Source organism: Pseudobythopirellula maris (assembly GCF_007859945.1).
GTDB classification, from domain to species: Bacteria; Planctomycetota; Planctomycetia; order Pirellulales; family Lacipirellulaceae; genus Pseudobythopirellula; species Pseudobythopirellula maris.
In genome coordinates this window covers 797,128-811,714 of the sequence record NZ_SJPQ01000002.1, presented here as the reverse complement: position 1 = coordinate 811,714, position 14,587 = coordinate 797,128, and the positions used below count along the sequence as shown (strand labels likewise).

Here is a 14,587-nt window from a genome sequence, read left to right as displayed (position 1 = left end):
TCCAGGGAACCCGGGGCCGCTTGGTTTTAACGCTCAGCGAGAGGTCGTTCAGTTGCAGCAACCGCCGCACGAACCGCAACCGCCACAAGACGGAGCGGCGACCTCGACCTCTTGGGCGACCATCTTGCAGACGGTGACCTCAACCTCTTTTTCGACCGTGACCGGCACACAAACGGTGTAGGTCGAGGTCTTCTCCTCGGGCACGCACTCGTAAGTGGTGACCGTGTACTCTTCGGTCTTCTCGGTCGGCACGCACTCGGTGTACGTGACTTCCTTGGTCATCGTCTCGGGGACGCACGTCGTGACGTTGTACTCGCGGGTGCGAACCTCGTCGCGACACTTGGTCACCTGAACGGTGCGCTCACGCTCCTCGGCGACGCACTTGGTGACCGTGTAGGTCTTGGTGCGCTCCTCGGGGACCATCTTGCAGACCTTGACGGTCTTGGTCTTGGTCTCGGGGACGCACTTGGTGACCGTGTAGGTCTTGGTGCGCTCTTCGGGGACCATCTTGCAGACCTTGACGGTCTTGGTCTTGGTCTCGGGGACGCACTTGGTGACCGTGTAGGTCTTGGTGCGCTCTTCCGAGCGGCACTTGGTCACGTTGACCGTGCGGGTGCGATCCTCGGTGCGAGTCTTGCAGACCGTGTAGGTGTAAGGCACCTCTTCGGTCACGCACTCGTACGTGGTGCAAGGAACTTCCTTGGTCTCGCAGGAGGGGACCCAAACCTTCTTGCAAACGGTCTTGGTCGCACAGCCGCATCCGCCGCACGAGCCGCAGCCGCCGCAGTCGCCACACCCACCGCAGCCGCCGGCCGAACCGGAGCCGCAGCCAACCTCAACCATCTGGGTTTCCCAGTGGCCGCCGTTGACCGTAACGGTCTTCATCGTCGTGACAGGAACACGCTTGGTCACGGTGCGCGAGCCGGTCATCTCTTCGGTGTAAGGAACGCTCACCGTGTAGGTCTGCTCGACCTCTTCGGTGTACGGGACCTGCACGGTGTAGGTCGAGGTCTTCTCTTCTTGAACGGGGGTCATCACCGTGTACTCGACCTCTTTCTCCTCGTAAGAGGGGACCATGACCGTGTAGGTCTTGGTCATCTCTTCTTGGACCGGGGTCATCACGGTGTACTCAACTTCTTTCTCCTCGTAAGAGGGGACCATGACCGTGTAGGTCTTGGTCATCTCTTCTTGGACCGGCACCATGGCGGTGTAGGTCTGCACGACTTCTTCGGTGTACGGGACCCGAACGGTGTACTCAGCCGTCTTGGTCTCGGTGACCGGCTTCATGACCGTGTACTCGACGGTCTTGGTCTTGGTCTCGGGGACCATGACCGTGTACGTGCGGGTCTTGGTCTCGGTCGTCGGAACACGGGTGTAGACCGTGTAGGTCCGCTCGCGCTCTTCCTTCTGGTACTCGGTCGAGCTGACCGTGCGAAGCTCGGTGACTTGGGTCGGCACGTAGATGGTCTTGGTGACCATCGCCGGGGCCGCCTGGGCGCACCCACCGCAACCCGCGTCGCCACAGCCGGCGTCGCCTTCGCAACCGCCGGAGCAGTCGGAGGTCGCCGCACATCCACAATCGCCGCCGCACGACGAACAGGCCTCAGCCAAGCTCGGAGCCGCCAGCAGGGCCAAAGCCGGCAGCAAGGCAAACAAAATACGCCGCATCGAAGCACTCCTCATAAGATTCTGAACAAGTACAGCTAAGCCGTCAGGTCCTCCGACGGCAGGTTTGTTCACCTAGCTGCGCCCAAAAGATCGCTGCGATTCTTGCAGCAGACACCCAAACTGGGGGGATGGCACAGCAACAGCCGTGGATTCTATCTCCCCTTACCTACGCGTCAATAAACCTCCGCCCAAATGTTGCAATAATCCCAATTTACCCTATTAGCGCTGCAGGCCTCCGCAATTAATGGGAATTCTGCTTACCCACGACCCCCAGCCCAGATTTCTTGCGGCGAAGCCGATGCGGCCGCTGCAACGAAGGCTCGAGATTTATAGGGGGGAAACTGCTGCAAATCAGGCTGGTCGACGAGCGGCCAGGGGCCACGCCTTCCGCGGCGGGCCATCCGCCAGGCTCTCGCCTGCCGGAGTCTAGGCCGCCTACGGAGGAACGCAAAGATATCGACGAGACGGTTTGTGCTTATTCGATGCCGAGAAGCTCGATCGTGAAGATCAGCGTCTCGTTCGGGCCGATCGCTCCCGGAGCGCCGCTCTCGCCGTAGGCGATTTCGCTCGGCAAGAAGACCTCCCATTTGCCGCCCACCTTCATCATCTGCAGCGCCTCGGTCCAACCGGCGATCACGCGGTTGACCGGGAAGGTGGCGGGTTGGCCGCGCTTGTAGCTCGAGTCGAACACCTCACCGCCGATAAGCGTTCCCTCGTAGTGGCAACGCACCGTGTCGGTCGCTGAGGGCGACGGGCCTGTGCCCTGCTCGACGACCCGGTATTGCAGGCCGCTCTCGGTCACCTGGACGCCGGGCTTCTGCTTGTTCTCGGCGAGGAAGGCCTCGCCCTTGGTCTGGTTGTCGCTTGCCATCGGTCCGGCGGTCTCCTGGGCTTTGAGTTGCATAAGTTGCTGGAATCGGCCCATCACGGCGGCCTGTTGCTCTTCGGTCAGCTGAGGCTCGACGCCGCGCAGGGAGTCGGTAATGCCTTGCAGCAAACCTTGGGGGTCGACTGGGATGCCGTCCTTCTTCAGATTGCCGCCAATCTGAAGGCCGATGCAGTAGCTCACCTGCTGCATGAAAACCGCCTCGGGGTTGGCGGCTTGCTCGCCGGCGGCGGGCTGGGATTGCGCGGCGGATTGATCGGGGGAGGGCATGTTTTCCTGCTGGCTATGGGCCGTTCCGGGAGCCCCAATCGCGAGGGCCAGCGTCCCGGCCACGGGAAGGGCGAACAAGGGATTGGCGAACCGCATGACGACTCTTTCTGGGCGTGGGGTGAAGATGGCGCGCGTCGTAACGCAGCGCGGCGTCGCTATGAAATGGGCCGCGCCGGCCGAACCTTATGTCGCGCGGCGGCATAAATCAAACGACAGGCAGCCTACCATCGGCGGGCAGCGGTGGCGAAGGCCCCCAGCTCGCTGCGGGTGGCCGTGGCGTCCGACGCCTTAAGCGTGGCGATGGCGCCGGGGGCCTTGGGTAAAGCGGTTCACACCGGCTGCGCCGAAAACGTCGCCCCATGCCGCCAGAAGAGTCGCTCGCGGCGAGAGTTGGCCTATAATAGTTACCGGCCCTATTAAGTCACTTTTCTAGGCCGCCATCCTGTCTTGTCCCGCGACCATGCCCCCCGACGGCGAAACGTGCCGGGTGACCTTTCCTCACTTTCTCTACGTCAAGAATGCGGCGCCGCCTCATGAGACGATCGATCCCTCGACACCCCGCTTCGCAGCGGCCGGCGCCAGGCGGCTTCACGCTTGTTGAGCTGCTGGTGGTGATCGCGATCATTGCGGTGCTCATCTCGCTGCTGCTGCCGGCGGTGCAATCGGCGCGCGAATCGGCTCGGCGGTTGCAGTGCCAGAACAACTTGAAGCAACTGATGCTCGCAGTGCTAAATTACGAGACGAGCGAGGGCAAACTCCCGCCCGCAGGCGCTTTTGCTCCAAAAGAGGAGGCGATTTATTTTAGCTATTCTGACTGGCGCCTCGATATGCACAGCGGCCGTAATCACAGCTGGGTCTGCAAGGTGCTGCCCTACATGGAAGAGCAGGGGCTTCATGACCGGCTCGACCTCCGCGGGCACATCACCGCGTCGCCCGACGAATCGCTCAGGGCGCAGCCTCCCACGCTGCTCTGTCCCACGGATCAGGCCTGGGGCCGCTTCTACGAATCGCCCGAGGGTTACGGGGACCGATCCGCTCAGTTCGGCAAGGCAAACTACGCGGCATACGCCAATCCGTTCCATACAGAGAGCTTCTATCGCTCCGGTCCGATGGCTTTTTACGGCATGAAGCTGGCGAAGATCACCGACGGGCTTTCGAAGACGCTCGTCCTCGCGGAGGTAAGAACCCGGGACGACTTGACCGATGAACGCGGCGTATGGGCCTTGCCGTGGAATGCGGCGACGCTACTCTCGCTCGACTACCACCCCAAGTATTACCCGACTACCGAGTGGTTCCCTCCGACTGAATACGATTTCACGCCCGACCCCGCTGACTCCGGGGGGGCGTTGACCCCGAACGCGAACAAGTCCGACGTGCTCGAAGTTTGCGATCATCCCGGGCGGGCTCAGCTTGATGATATGCCGTGCCGTACGAGCACCGGGTACAAGTCCGCCGCCTCACGCAGCCTGCACACGGGGGGCGTTAACACGGCCTTTGCCGACGGCCATGTCGTCTTCTTAAGTGAAGACATCGATTCGCTCGAGATGAATTATATGATTTGGGGTAACGACGGGGTGGCGGTCGAAGAGTCGCTCTGAACCATCATTGATAGTTAAATCCCTCCCGAGTGAGCCTCTCTCGAATGCAGGAAACGATCAGGTGGCGGCGTGCTATAGGTCGAGGGCTCGTCGGTTTCGGGCTGCTCGCAGTGGTTGTTGGACTGGGCTGGTCGCGATTCATCCCCGATGAGGTCTTTTGGTCCACCACTGACGCCGAGGCCTATAACGCCGCCCAGGCGGACCAACACGCGGCTCACTCGTCGTCCCACGATCACGAGGCAATGGGTCCCGGATCCGAAGAACACGAATCCGAGCCCTACAAGACTGAGGACCACGGCGCCGATCTCGCGGCCGCCGAGCGCTTTTTCGAGCAGGCCCAGCAGCGGCTTGGCCGAGCCCGCTTCGCCCGCAACCATCTGGGCCGCGTTATCGCTGTCGGCGGAGCGCTGATGATGGTTTTAGGGGCGTTTTGGCTCCGCTCGGCCGGAGACGGCGCCTGAGACCGCTCTCCGCAGCACGCCGCAAACCGCTCGCTGCCACGGCTTTACGGCCCGGCCCCTGGCAATCATGATGGGGGGTCTCGCCGGCCGGCTCTCACCTCGTAAGGGGAGCCGTTCGGCCAGGCACGTCATCTCCCCCTAACACGCCCCCGCAAGCGTGAGCATGAGCACCAGCTACAACCTGACCCACCTCAAGCAGCTCGAGGCCGAGAGCATCCACATCATCCGTGAGGTGGCGGCCGAGTTCGACAACCCGGTCATGCTCTACTCCGTGGGCAAAGACTCCGCCTGCATGGTGCGGCTCGCCGAGAAGGCGTTCGCGCCCGGCAAGCCGCCGTTTCCCTTGATGCACGTCGACACGACGTGGAAGTTCAAGGAGATGATCGAGTACCGCGACAACTACGTGCGTAACGAGTTGGGCTGGGACCTGATCGTCCACATCAACGAAGAGGGCGTCAAAGAAGGCGTCGGTCCGTTCACCCACGGCTCGGACGTCCACACCCGCATCATGAAGACCGTGGCCCTGAAGCAGGCGCTCGACAAGCACGGCTTCGACGCCGCGTTCGGCGGCGCCCGCCGCGACGAGGAGAAGTCGCGGGCCAAGGAACGCGTTTACAGCTTCCGCGACAAGAGCCACGCCTGGGACCCCAAGAACCAGCGCCCCGAGCTGTGGAACCTCTACAACGGCCGCGTGAACCGCAGCCTCGGCGAGTCGATCCGCGTGTTCCCGATCTCGAACTGGACCGAGCTCGACGTGTGGCAGTACATCCACCTGGAGCAGATCCCGATCCCCGAGCTGTACTTCGCCAAGAAGCGCCCGGTGGTCGAGAAGGACGGCACGCTGATCTTCGTGAACGACGACCGCATGCCGATCGAAGAGGGCGACGTGGTCCAAGAGAAGATGGTCCGCTTCCGCACGCTCGGCTGCTACCCGCTCACCGGCGCGGTGGAGAGCGAGGCGACCACCTTGCCCGAGATCATCCAAGAGATGCTGCTCACCACCACGAGCGAACGCCAAGGCCGCGTGATCGACCACGACCAAGCGGGGTCGATGGAAGAGAAGAAAAAAGAAGGCTACTTCTAGGTCGGCAATCGCGGGCGACGCGGTGAAGCATGCTTGAGTGGCGGTCCAGCGATGAAGTTCAAATACCACAAATACCGCGAGATGATGCTCGCAGCGATCGTGGCTTCGTTGCGTCGAGTGCAGCCCGAGATCGAAAAGATACCGTTTCCCCCCAACCCCCTAATCAAAGATCGCCCTATCAGTGGAATCGCGGTCTACTTGATGCCCGGCGATCGATTCGGCCTCTATTTTAGATCTTGGGAAGAAATGCATGAAATCAAGTACAGCCTTGGCGACTGGGAGCATCAGTTCTTTTTCGCCGAGGGAGAAGTCCCGGAGATCGATGTCGCCCAAGAGTACTGCGCCTCATTGCTTGAGCACTTAGACGAGGACGAGGAAGCAAGCCAGGCGGTTGTCAACTTAGCCTACATCGCGACCGCCGAAGCGCTCCTCGACCCTGTCGTGACCCAGGAACTCACCTCACTGAGCATAGAAGCCAGAGGATGCTTTGGTGGAATTGCACCAGAGGGAGTTGAAAGAATGGTCTTTAATGAATACGGCGACGTCTCTGGCGTGTTCAATTACTGCGAGCACGTCTCACTCAACCGGTACCTAAAATCAGCCATGCGACGAAGCTCTTGGTGGCGGCTGTAGCCGCGCGACCGCCACGAGCGTTATGACCGCGTGATCGACCATGGCCTAGTCGGCAGCATGGAAGAGAAGAAAAAAAGGCTACTTCTGAGTCCTGACGAAATCACCACAGAGAACACAGAGGACACAGAGAAATCACAATAGAAGAATGGGGCGCGGATGAACGCGGATCAAGCGGATCGACGCGGATGATTAGTCAGACGATCCGCGCTGATCCGTCCAATCCGCGTTCGTCCGCGCCCCATTCTTCCTCCGTGCTCTCTGTGCCCTCTGTGGTAAATACCTTATGAGCCATCAATCCGACCTGATCGCCACCGACATCGACGCCTACCTCGAGCAGCACGAGAACAAGGAGCTCCTGCGCTTCTTGACTTGCGGCAGCGTCGACGACGGCAAGAGCACGCTCATCGGCAAGCTGCTCTACGAGTCGAAGATGATCTACGAGGACCAGCTCGCCGCGATCGAGAAGGCCTCGGCCACGCACGGCACGACGGGCGACAAGGTCGACCTGGCCCTGATGACCGACGGCCTGAAGGCCGAGCGCGAGCAGGGGATCACGATCGACGTGGCGTACCGCTACTTCTCCACGGCGAAGCGCAAGTTCATCATCGCCGACTGCCCCGGCCACGAGCAGTACACCCGCAACATGGCCACCGGGGCCAGCTCCTGCGACCTGGCGATCATCTTGGTCGACGCCCGCCCGGGGCACGGCGTGATGACCCAGACCAAGCGGCACTCGTTCATCGTCTCGCTGCTGGGCATCAAGCACGTGCTGATTGCGGTCAATAAGATGGACCTCGTCGATTGGTCCGAGGAGCGGTACGAGGAGATCAAACGCGACTACCGCGAGTTCGCCACCCGGCTCGACATGCCGGACCAGCACTTCATCCCCATCAGCGCGCTGGAGGGCGACAACCTCATCGACCGCAGCCCGAACACGCCGTGGTACGAGGGCTCGACGCTCATGCACCACCTCGAGAACGTGCACATCGCCTCGGACCGGAACCTGATCGACTTCCGCCTGCCGGTGCAGTACGTCAACCGCCCGAACCTCAACTTCCGCGGCTTCTGCGGCACGATCGCCTCGGGCGTGGTGAAGAAGGGCGACGAGATCCTCGCGCTCCCCTCGAAGAAGCGGACCCGCGTCAAATCGATCGTCACGTACGAGGGCGAGCTCGACGAGGCGTTCGCCCCGCTCGCCGTGACGCTCACCACCGAGGACGAGATCGACATCAGCCGCGGCGACATGCTCGTGCGCCCCGACAACGTGCCGACCGTCTCCGACCGCTTCGACGCCACGCTCGTCTGGATGGACGAGTCGGCCATGACGCCGGGCAAGGACTACTTCATCAAGCACGGCACGAAGCTCACTTCAGGCCGGGTGAGCACGCTGCGCTACAAGATCGATGTGAACACGCTGCACCGCAGCCCGACGCCCACGCTGGCGCTGAACGAGATCGGCCGCGCGGAGCTCAGGCTCAACTCGCCGATCGCCCTGGACGACTACAAACGCAACAAGGGGACCGGCGCGTTCATCGTCATCGACCAGGTCACGAACGTGACGGTCGGCGCCGGCATGATCCTCGACCGCAAGTCGAGCGAGGACGAAGAGGACCTGTGGGAGAAGGAGGCCGCCGAGGGCCTTGAGGCCCGCAAGAGTTCGGTCACCCCCGAAGAGCGTGCGGCCCGCTACGGCCAGCAGCCGGTCACGGTGCTGCTCACGGGGCTGCCCGCCGCGGGCAAGACGCCGATCGCCGGCGCCGTCGAGCGCCTGCTGTTCGACCAGGGCCGGGCCGTGGCCGTGATCGACGGCCAGAACATGCGTCGCGGCCTGAGCCGCGACCTGAAGTTCACCGCCGACGACCGCAGCGAGAACCTCCGCCGCGCGGCCGAGGTGGCCAAGACGCTCAACAACGCCGGCCTGATCGTCGTCGGCGCGTTCGTCGCGCCGCACGAGGAGGTCCGCCAGAAGGCGGCCGAGACCGTTGGCCGCGACCGCTTCCTGGTCGTCCACCTCGACGCCCCCGACGCGTGGCGCCGGGCGAACGACGAGCAAGGCGTCTACGCCAAGGCCGACGCCGGCGAGCTGCCCGACTTCCCGGGCGTGAGCGCCCCGTACGAGGAGCCGGCCGCCGCCGACCTCGTGCTCAAAACGGCCGAGACCTCGGTCGAAGACTGCGCGGCGGCGATCGTGGGGCTGCTGGAAGAACGCGGCGTGATCTGAGCGGGCCCAATCTGTCGCGTGGAGGTGCAGAGGAAGTTGTTGGGTCCGCTGTGCGGACCATTACTTTTCTTCAAGATAAGCCTCGCGCTGTGGTCACCGTAGCGGACCCTGCGCGCTATCTGTCATCGATATACCCCAGTTGACTGCGCTCGTTTTCTCCGGACGCACAGAGATAAAACTATGGCCGACGCAAGGGCCATAGTATTTGGTTCCGGGACATTGAGTTGGGTCAGGGTCATCGAATCTTGGTCGATTCTAAAAAAGGTTCGGTCACTTCCATTGTAAAGGGTCATTCTAGTCGCCGTGCCTTGCGGCAAACTGATACCGTCTACAGGAAGCGAGTCGCTGTCATAAGACTGCCCGGGGCCTTCGCTGAAATCGTCATCGGTGGAAATGGTAATAGAATCAAATGGTTGCCACGCCAATTCACCAACATAGTCAAAGCTGATGTAGAGACAGTCACAGCCCCAGCCATCGCGAATCGTTGCGTGCCCATCAGTCTTGTCGATTTCGAGACGATCGCCAGCGAATTCAACGACGAAATCTTTGATTTCAATTGCGTACTCGCCTACATATGGATTGGGATCGGTGTCGGGGCCATTCTGGCGGTAGGTGAGAGACACCGATCCAGGAGGGGCGTTGTAGGCGTCTTGGTTATAGAATCGGTAAGCGGAGCTCCTGTCAGAAATCCCGCTGAACTGCAAGAGCGAATCTGCCTGTGCAGCCGAGGTGAAGTAGCTCAGTGTGAGGAGTGCTACTGCAAACCATTTGATTTCGTTGCTGACTGACGAAAACTCGTTAAGGTTATTCATTTTCGTTCCATTGTTTCTGAGTTGTGAGTGTCGCTTCACTTGAGCAGCCGTGGATGAATCCTTTGTAGTTCGATAATTAGCGTCGTGCAATCACATGACTTGGGGTGTCCGGTCTACTCAGTTGTCGGCGTTTGCCTACGCCCTCTTAGCCCATCGGGAAATTGGTGCATTTCAAGTGCCGGTTTCGCAGCGAGCCTACCGATGATTGCGTTGATCCTCTCGACGAGTCGGTCCGCCGCTTCCACCGAGTCCCAGGCGACGTGTGTCCAGATCGCGATCAAGTCTTCGGCGTATGCCGTGCTGCGGACAATCGGCAGCGTCATCCGTTTGCCTCAAGGCGCCGGCGCGCCTCGGCGAGGATCTCGGCGGTGGACTTCGCCGAAGTTTGCCCCGCCTCGATTTCGGCCCGGGCCTCGGCGAGCTTCGACTCGATGTACACGTCCGGCAGCGTGACTTGAGGGTCGGTCCGCTCGGTTACTAGGAACACCCGGTTGGTCTCCGGATCGACGACCTCGGCCATCCCCTGGCCTGTATCGACCAATTGGCGGAGCGACGAGTGGAGCGAGTCGTTAGCCATTGGACGCTTGAAGCCGTTTGAGAATCATGAGAACGGCAGAGCATCGCGAAGATTCGACTCTGCCTCACTCCAGTCTACGCCTAAAGCAAACACAAAGCAAAGCTCGCTCGAAGACGCCATGCGGTGCAGTCCTCACGGCAGTAATACCCAATATATGGCGGTATTTAGCGGATTCTGTGCTCCATATGTCCCCCCCGCGGCCCCCCTTCCGCTGAGGCTTGGTAGGAGCCGGCAGCGAGCCGGCCCAACGTGCAAGAACGCCGCCCCGAACCAAGCTTTCTAATATGCTCGCCAAGACGCTCCTCGCCGCCTCGCTCTGCCTGATCGCCCACGACGCCCTCGCTAAGACGGGCGTGATTTTGGGGCACACGACCTGGCTGACCGAGTACGAGACCGCCGACGGCAACCTGGTGCGGGCCGAGGTGCGGCTCGAGGGGCAGCGGGGCGTTTACCTCACCGAGCGGGGCGCCATCGGGCGGCTCTCGAAGATCTCTTACCAGCCGGCCGGGCCGGAGTTCGCCGACAAGGTGTGGCTGGTCCGCGGCGAGTGGAAGTTCTTCAACGGCCAGCGCGGCGAGTTCAAGTTCTACGTCACGCCGGACAAGAGCCTGTTCGAGGGCGCCTGGCGCACCGTCGACCAGGAGGGCCAGATGGGGCCGGTCTTGGCCTGGAACGGCCTCCGCTTCGCGGCCCCCGAGTTCGACGACTGGTCGTTCTCGACCGCCGCGCCGCCGGCCGAGCCCGTGGCGCCGGCGCCCTGCTACTCAACGCCCACGATGGGCGGCCGGCCGAGCTGCCAACGATAGAGACCGCGACACAGGCTTTCCATGCTTGTTTGGTCGGTGTGGCGGCGGGGTGCAGAATCCTTGGCGGGGAACCGATATTGGTCAAAGAGCGGCCAAGCCGGTCCTCCTCTCCGCCGTCTACTCGCCAGGTACCCGATGGCCATCACACCGCTCGGCGCCAGCACCGCCAATCCCGCCGCGCCGCCCGTGCTGGGCGAAGACCGCCACGTGCAGAGCGTGTTCAGCGAGGTGCTAGCGGCCGTCGGCCGTGAGGGCTACGCCTCGGCCGCCGAGGTCGATGACGAAGGCCCGCTCGGCGAGTCGCTCGAGGCCGCCTGGGACGGCTGGTTCAACGTGAATCAGGTTACCCGCTACTCGCAGGTCGACTCGCCCGAGAAGCTCAAGCACGACTTCGGCGAGATCCTCGTCCGCGCGCACGCAGAAGGCGGTTACGCCGACCCGAAGGGCTTCCTGAGCCGCCTCACCAGCGACGAGCTGGCGACGGTGCAGCAGGTGCAGCACCTGGCCGATCCGATCGGCGTCGACGGACTCAGCGAGGAGGGAGCGCTGAACTTGCTGCTGCCGCCCGCGGCGCAGGTCGACATGAACCACGACGGCTTGACGCGCTCGGGCGAGGCGTGGGGAATCCGCTTCCCCAGCAGCACGACGCCCGCCGACGTGACCGCCGCATGGGACGAGGCCACCGCCGGAATGGACCTCGGCGAGCGGATGACCTACGAGCTACAGATGGTGGTCGACGTGCTGTTTGCGAACTTCGAGCTCGACAGCGAGGGACGCTACGTCGGCCACACCGAGCCGGGCGAGCCGGGGTTCCGCAACCCGATGGCCGAGCCGGGCTACTCCTACGCCGAGAAGTCCCAGCGGATGCTGGAGTACCTCGATCTATTCAAGGAGCAAATGGCGCCCGAGCGTTACGAACGCGACACGGCGTTCTGGTCGAACTTCGAGCGGTTGCTCGAGCAACGCGGGGCGGCGTGAGGCGTGCTTGGCTGGAGCGTCGTACGGCGGGGAGGTTAGACTGCAGGGGCTAGCTTCCCCCTGCTCCTCTCACGCAAGCGTTTGACGCCATGCCACGCCGCCGTTTTGTCCGCTTCGTTCTAGGTTCCCTTGCGGCGATCGCCTGCAATGGCGCCGCCCTTGCCCAGCGGATCGACGTCGTCCCCGACCACGCCGACGGTCAGTACGCCGTTGGCGAGACGATCACCTGGCGCCTCAACTACAACGCCGAAGAGTCTGGGCGGCCCGCGCCCGCGGAGCTGCGTTACACGCTCAAGCGGGGCGGGCGGACCGAGATCGGCTCGGGCGTGATACAGCTCGACGACGGCGCCGCGCAATGGACCGCAACGCTCGATGCGCCCGGGGCCCTGCTCGCCGAGTTCGTGGCGCCGGGCGACGACGAATCGAAACGCTTGCAGGCGTTCGGCGGGGCGGTCGTCGCGCCGGGCGAGATCGGGCTCTCCGCTGGGGCGCCCGAGGATTTCGAAGCGTTCTGGATCGAGCAGGTAGAGCGGCTCGCCGCGATCGAGCCCGCGGCGCGGCTCGAGCCGAAGGAAGCCAAACGGCCGGGCGTCGGCTACTGGCATGTCACGCTGAGCGGCTGGGGCGGCACGAAGATCCGCGGTCAGCTCGCGCGTCCTGCCGCAGGCGACAAGTTCCCCGCGATGTTCATCCCGCAGTGGGCGGGCGTTTACCCGCTCGAGAACCAATGGGTTGATGACCGGGCGGACGAGGGGTGGCTTGCGCTGAACATCTTGGCCCACGACCTGCCAATCGACGAGCCGGCCGAGTTCTACAAGCAGCAGAAGCAAGGCCCGCTGAAGGACTACTGGGAGATCGGCGTCGAGAGCCGCGACGAGAGCTACTTCCTGCGGATGTACCTCTCCTGCGTGCAGGCGGTGCGCTACCTCACGTCGCGTGAGGACTGGGACGGCGAGACGCTCGTCGTCATGGGCGCGAGCCAGGGAGGGCAGCAGACGCTCGTCACGGCCGGCCTCTTGTCGCTGATGAAGGAGCACGCCACGGCGATCGAAGCCCCCGAGCTCAGCGCCGCCCTGGCGCTCTGCCCCGCCGGCTGCGACGCGCTCGGCCCCCGCGTCGGGCGAGCGCCCGGATGGCCGCAGTGGTACTACAAGACCGAGGGCCGCGACGCGGCAACCGTTCACAGGGCTATCCGGTACTTCGACGCGGCTAACTTCGCGTCGCACATCACTTGCCCGCTGCTCGTGGGCGTGGGGCACATCGACCGCGTCTGCCCGCCGGAGGGGATTTACGCCGCGGTGAACCAAGCCCGTGGGCCGGTCGAGATCGTCCCACTGCCTAATGGCACGCACTACAACGTGCGCGGTTCCCAAGAGCCGTACAATCGCCGCACCCATGGGGCGTGGTTGCCGGCGCTCGTCGAAGGCAAGCCGGCGCCGGTCGGCGCCGCCGCGGTTGAATGATCACTCGACCGGCGGCATGTCCTGCAGCGGGCGCCTGTTGGGGTGGATCGTGAGCAGCGCAGCGAGGAGCCCCAAGGCGCCTCCCACGTAGCCGCCGTTGTGGATGTAGGCGACGCGAACGAACGACCGCGCGTCGGTCACGCCAAAGCGTTCGATCGCCCACTGCCAGCCAGCCAGATCGGCTTCGGGCCCGCGCCACACGCCGTAGGCGTATCCGGCCAGCCCGCCCAGCAGGCCGCCAGCCAGCACCACCGCAAAGCCCAGGGCGATCCGCCGCCATGCGGTCGCGCGCGGCTGGCCCGGGAACAGACGCCGGCCTAAAAACCACGCCGCGACGAAACCGACCCACCAAGTGGCGAGCAAGCCGACCACCGCAGCGAACGCGCGCTCGCCGAGCCCCGGATCGGCGTAGTCGAACTGGTGGAACTTGAGTTTGGTGAAGTACTCACGCGAAAGCGAGTAGGTCAGCTGGTCGTGCAAGGCGCCATAAACCCCCGCGACAATCGCCCCCAGCACGGCGGCGGCGAGCACGGCGCGCAGGTCGTACAGCGATATGCGTGGCAGCAGCAGGCCTGGGATCATCCTAAGCACGCGCCGCATCGCTGCTCCGGGTTCAGTCGTCTTTCTTGATCATCAAGCGGTAGCCCGCCAGCAAGATCATCGTGCCGATGACCGCAAAAAAGAAGCTGCCGATGTTGAAGCCGTCCACCTTGCCATAGCCAAACTGGGTGGCGATGAAGCCGCCCACCACGGCGCCGACGATCCCCAGAATGATTGTGATCAAGCAACCGCCGGGGTCTTTGCCCGGCATCAGCAGTTTACCGAGGGCGCCGGCGATCAGGCCGAACAAGATCCAAGAAAGAATACCCATCGTCGCAAGCCTCGTGGAAGTGTTTGGTTTTGAACTCGATCCCCGCTGAAGGAGGGGCTGAGGGGGCATAGAGCAAATCGGTTGCCAATCAATCGGATTTGTCTTCCGTCGGATCGCCTGTCATCTAAGTCGCTAGCAATCCACTAGCTTGCCTCACCGCGTATCACAGGCTCAGCGGCTAGTGGGCGCCAGCCACGCGACCAGGCCGAACGCATTATCGCCTAGGCTGCTCGCTTGCGATCCGTTTCCGAGAGCATCC

14 protein-coding genes are annotated in these 14,587 nt (G+C 63.2%); 8 read left to right on the top strand and 6 right to left on the bottom strand.

Features of this window, described 5'->3' with window-relative positions; genetic code table 11:
• Positions 1-48: 48 nt before the first annotated feature.
• A complete protein-coding gene (locus Mal64_RS10990; protein ID WP_197525659.1) occupies positions 49-1,668 on the bottom strand; it encodes a hypothetical protein in 1,620 nt (539 codons plus the stop codon).
• Between the two features lie 475 nt (positions 1,669-2,143).
• Positions 2,144-2,824, bottom strand: a complete 681-nt coding sequence (locus Mal64_RS10985; protein WP_146400034.1) for an FKBP-type peptidyl-prolyl cis-trans isomerase — start codon at positions 2,822-2,824, stop codon at positions 2,144-2,146.
• A gap of 533 nt (positions 2,825-3,357) precedes the next feature.
• Between Mal64_RS10985 and Mal64_RS10980 the strand changes: the two genes are divergently transcribed.
• From Mal64_RS10980 to cysN, 5 genes are all read left to right on the top strand, one after another.
• Entirely contained in the window at positions 3,358-4,422 is a 1,065-nt protein-coding gene (locus tag Mal64_RS10980) for a DUF1559 domain-containing protein (protein WP_197525728.1), read from the top strand.
• Positions 4,423-4,466: 44 nt separating this feature from the next.
• Positions 4,467-4,883 (top strand): hypothetical protein, encoded by a 417-nt coding sequence (locus Mal64_RS19810; RefSeq protein WP_197525658.1) that lies wholly within the window; start codon positions 4,467-4,469, stop codon positions 4,881-4,883.
• 163 nt (positions 4,884-5,046) lie between these two features.
• Positions 5,047-5,967, top strand: a complete 921-nt coding sequence (gene cysD / locus Mal64_RS10970) for a sulfate adenylyltransferase subunit CysD (protein ID WP_146400861.1) — start codon at positions 5,047-5,049, stop codon at positions 5,965-5,967.
• Positions 5,968-6,018: 51 nt separating this feature from the next.
• Positions 6,019-6,600, top strand: a complete 582-nt coding sequence (locus Mal64_RS10965; RefSeq protein WP_146400028.1) for a hypothetical protein — start codon at positions 6,019-6,021, stop codon at positions 6,598-6,600.
• 283 nt (positions 6,601-6,883) lie between these two features.
• On the top strand, positions 6,884-8,821 hold the full coding sequence (cysN, locus tag Mal64_RS10960; protein WP_146400026.1) for a sulfate adenylyltransferase subunit CysN: 1,938 nt from the start codon (positions 6,884-6,886) through the stop codon (positions 8,819-8,821).
• A 122-nt stretch (positions 8,822-8,943) separates the two neighbouring features.
• Here the strand turns inward: cysN and Mal64_RS10955 are convergent, their stop codons facing one another.
• Positions 8,944-9,633 carry a PEP-CTERM sorting domain-containing protein gene (locus Mal64_RS10955; RefSeq protein ID WP_146400024.1) on the bottom strand — a complete coding sequence of 230 codons (690 nt, stop codon included), beginning with the start codon at positions 9,631-9,633 and terminating at the stop codon, positions 8,944-8,946.
• A 319-nt stretch (positions 9,634-9,952) separates the two neighbouring features.
• A complete protein-coding gene (locus tag Mal64_RS10950) occupies positions 9,953-10,210 on the bottom strand; it encodes a hypothetical protein (RefSeq protein WP_146400022.1) in 258 nt (85 codons plus the stop codon).
• Positions 10,211-10,494: 284 nt separating this feature from the next.
• Between Mal64_RS10950 and Mal64_RS10945 the strand changes: the two genes are divergently transcribed.
• The 3 genes from Mal64_RS10945 (at position 10,495) to Mal64_RS10935 (ending at position 13,457) form a co-directional block, all read left to right on the top strand.
• A complete protein-coding gene (locus tag Mal64_RS10945; protein WP_146400020.1) occupies positions 10,495-11,016 on the top strand; it encodes a hypothetical protein in 522 nt (173 codons plus the stop codon).
• A 135-nt stretch (positions 11,017-11,151) separates the two neighbouring features.
• On the top strand, positions 11,152-11,994 hold the full coding sequence (locus tag Mal64_RS10940; protein ID WP_146400018.1) for a hypothetical protein: 843 nt from the start codon (positions 11,152-11,154) through the stop codon (positions 11,992-11,994).
• Between the two features lie 89 nt (positions 11,995-12,083).
• Positions 12,084-13,457 carry an acetylxylan esterase gene (locus Mal64_RS10935; RefSeq protein ID WP_146400016.1) on the top strand — a complete coding sequence of 458 codons (1,374 nt, stop codon included), beginning with the start codon at positions 12,084-12,086 and terminating at the stop codon, positions 13,455-13,457.
• Here Mal64_RS10935 and Mal64_RS10930 read toward each other — a convergent pair whose 3' ends face one another.
• A complete protein-coding gene (locus tag Mal64_RS10930) occupies positions 13,458-14,057 on the bottom strand; it encodes a signal peptide-containing protein (RefSeq protein ID WP_146400014.1) in 600 nt (199 codons plus the stop codon).
• Positions 14,058-14,070: 13 nt separating this feature from the next.
• A complete protein-coding gene (locus tag Mal64_RS10925) occupies positions 14,071-14,328 on the bottom strand; it encodes a GlsB/YeaQ/YmgE family stress response membrane protein (RefSeq protein ID WP_146400012.1) in 258 nt (85 codons plus the stop codon).
• Positions 14,329-14,587 lie beyond the last annotated feature (259 nt).

What these genes read in the sequence shown, in the direction of transcription:
- Mal64_RS10980 (WP_197525728.1), top strand. Translation starts at nt 3,358, where the DNA reads ATGAGACGATCGATCCCTCGACACCCCGCTTCGCAGCGGCCGGCGCCA.
- Mal64_RS10945 (WP_146400020.1), top strand. Translation starts at nt 10,495, where the DNA reads ATGCTCGCCAAGACGCTCCTCGCCGCCTCGCTCTGCCTGATCGCCCAC.
- Mal64_RS10925 (WP_146400012.1), bottom strand. Translation starts at nt 14,328, where the DNA reads ATGGGTATTCTTTCTTGGATCTTGTTCGGCCTGATCGCCGGCGCCCTC.
- Mal64_RS19810 (WP_197525658.1), top strand. Translation starts at nt 4,467, where the DNA reads ATGCAGGAAACGATCAGGTGGCGGCGTGCTATAGGTCGAGGGCTCGTC.
- Mal64_RS10940 (WP_146400018.1), top strand. Translation starts at nt 11,152, where the DNA reads ATGGCCATCACACCGCTCGGCGCCAGCACCGCCAATCCCGCCGCGCCG.
- Mal64_RS10950 (WP_146400022.1), bottom strand. Translation starts at nt 10,210, where the DNA reads ATGGCTAACGACTCGCTCCACTCGTCGCTCCGCCAATTGGTCGATACA.
- Mal64_RS10930 (WP_146400014.1), bottom strand. Translation starts at nt 14,057, where the DNA reads ATGCGGCGCGTGCTTAGGATGATCCCAGGCCTGCTGCTGCCACGCATA.
- Mal64_RS10955 (WP_146400024.1), bottom strand. Translation starts at nt 9,633, where the DNA reads ATGAATAACCTTAACGAGTTTTCGTCAGTCAGCAACGAAATCAAATGG.
- Mal64_RS10935 (WP_146400016.1), top strand. Translation starts at nt 12,084, where the DNA reads ATGCCACGCCGCCGTTTTGTCCGCTTCGTTCTAGGTTCCCTTGCGGCG.
- Mal64_RS10985 (WP_146400034.1), bottom strand. Translation starts at nt 2,824, where the DNA reads ATGCCCTCCCCCGATCAATCCGCCGCGCAATCCCAGCCCGCCGCCGGC.
- cysD (WP_146400861.1), top strand. Translation starts at nt 5,047, where the DNA reads ATGAGCACCAGCTACAACCTGACCCACCTCAAGCAGCTCGAGGCCGAG.
- Mal64_RS10965 (WP_146400028.1), top strand. Translation starts at nt 6,019, where the DNA reads ATGAAGTTCAAATACCACAAATACCGCGAGATGATGCTCGCAGCGATC.
- Mal64_RS10990 (WP_197525659.1), bottom strand. Translation starts at nt 1,668, where the DNA reads ATGCGGCGTATTTTGTTTGCCTTGCTGCCGGCTTTGGCCCTGCTGGCG.
- cysN (WP_146400026.1), top strand. Translation starts at nt 6,884, where the DNA reads ATGAGCCATCAATCCGACCTGATCGCCACCGACATCGACGCCTACCTC.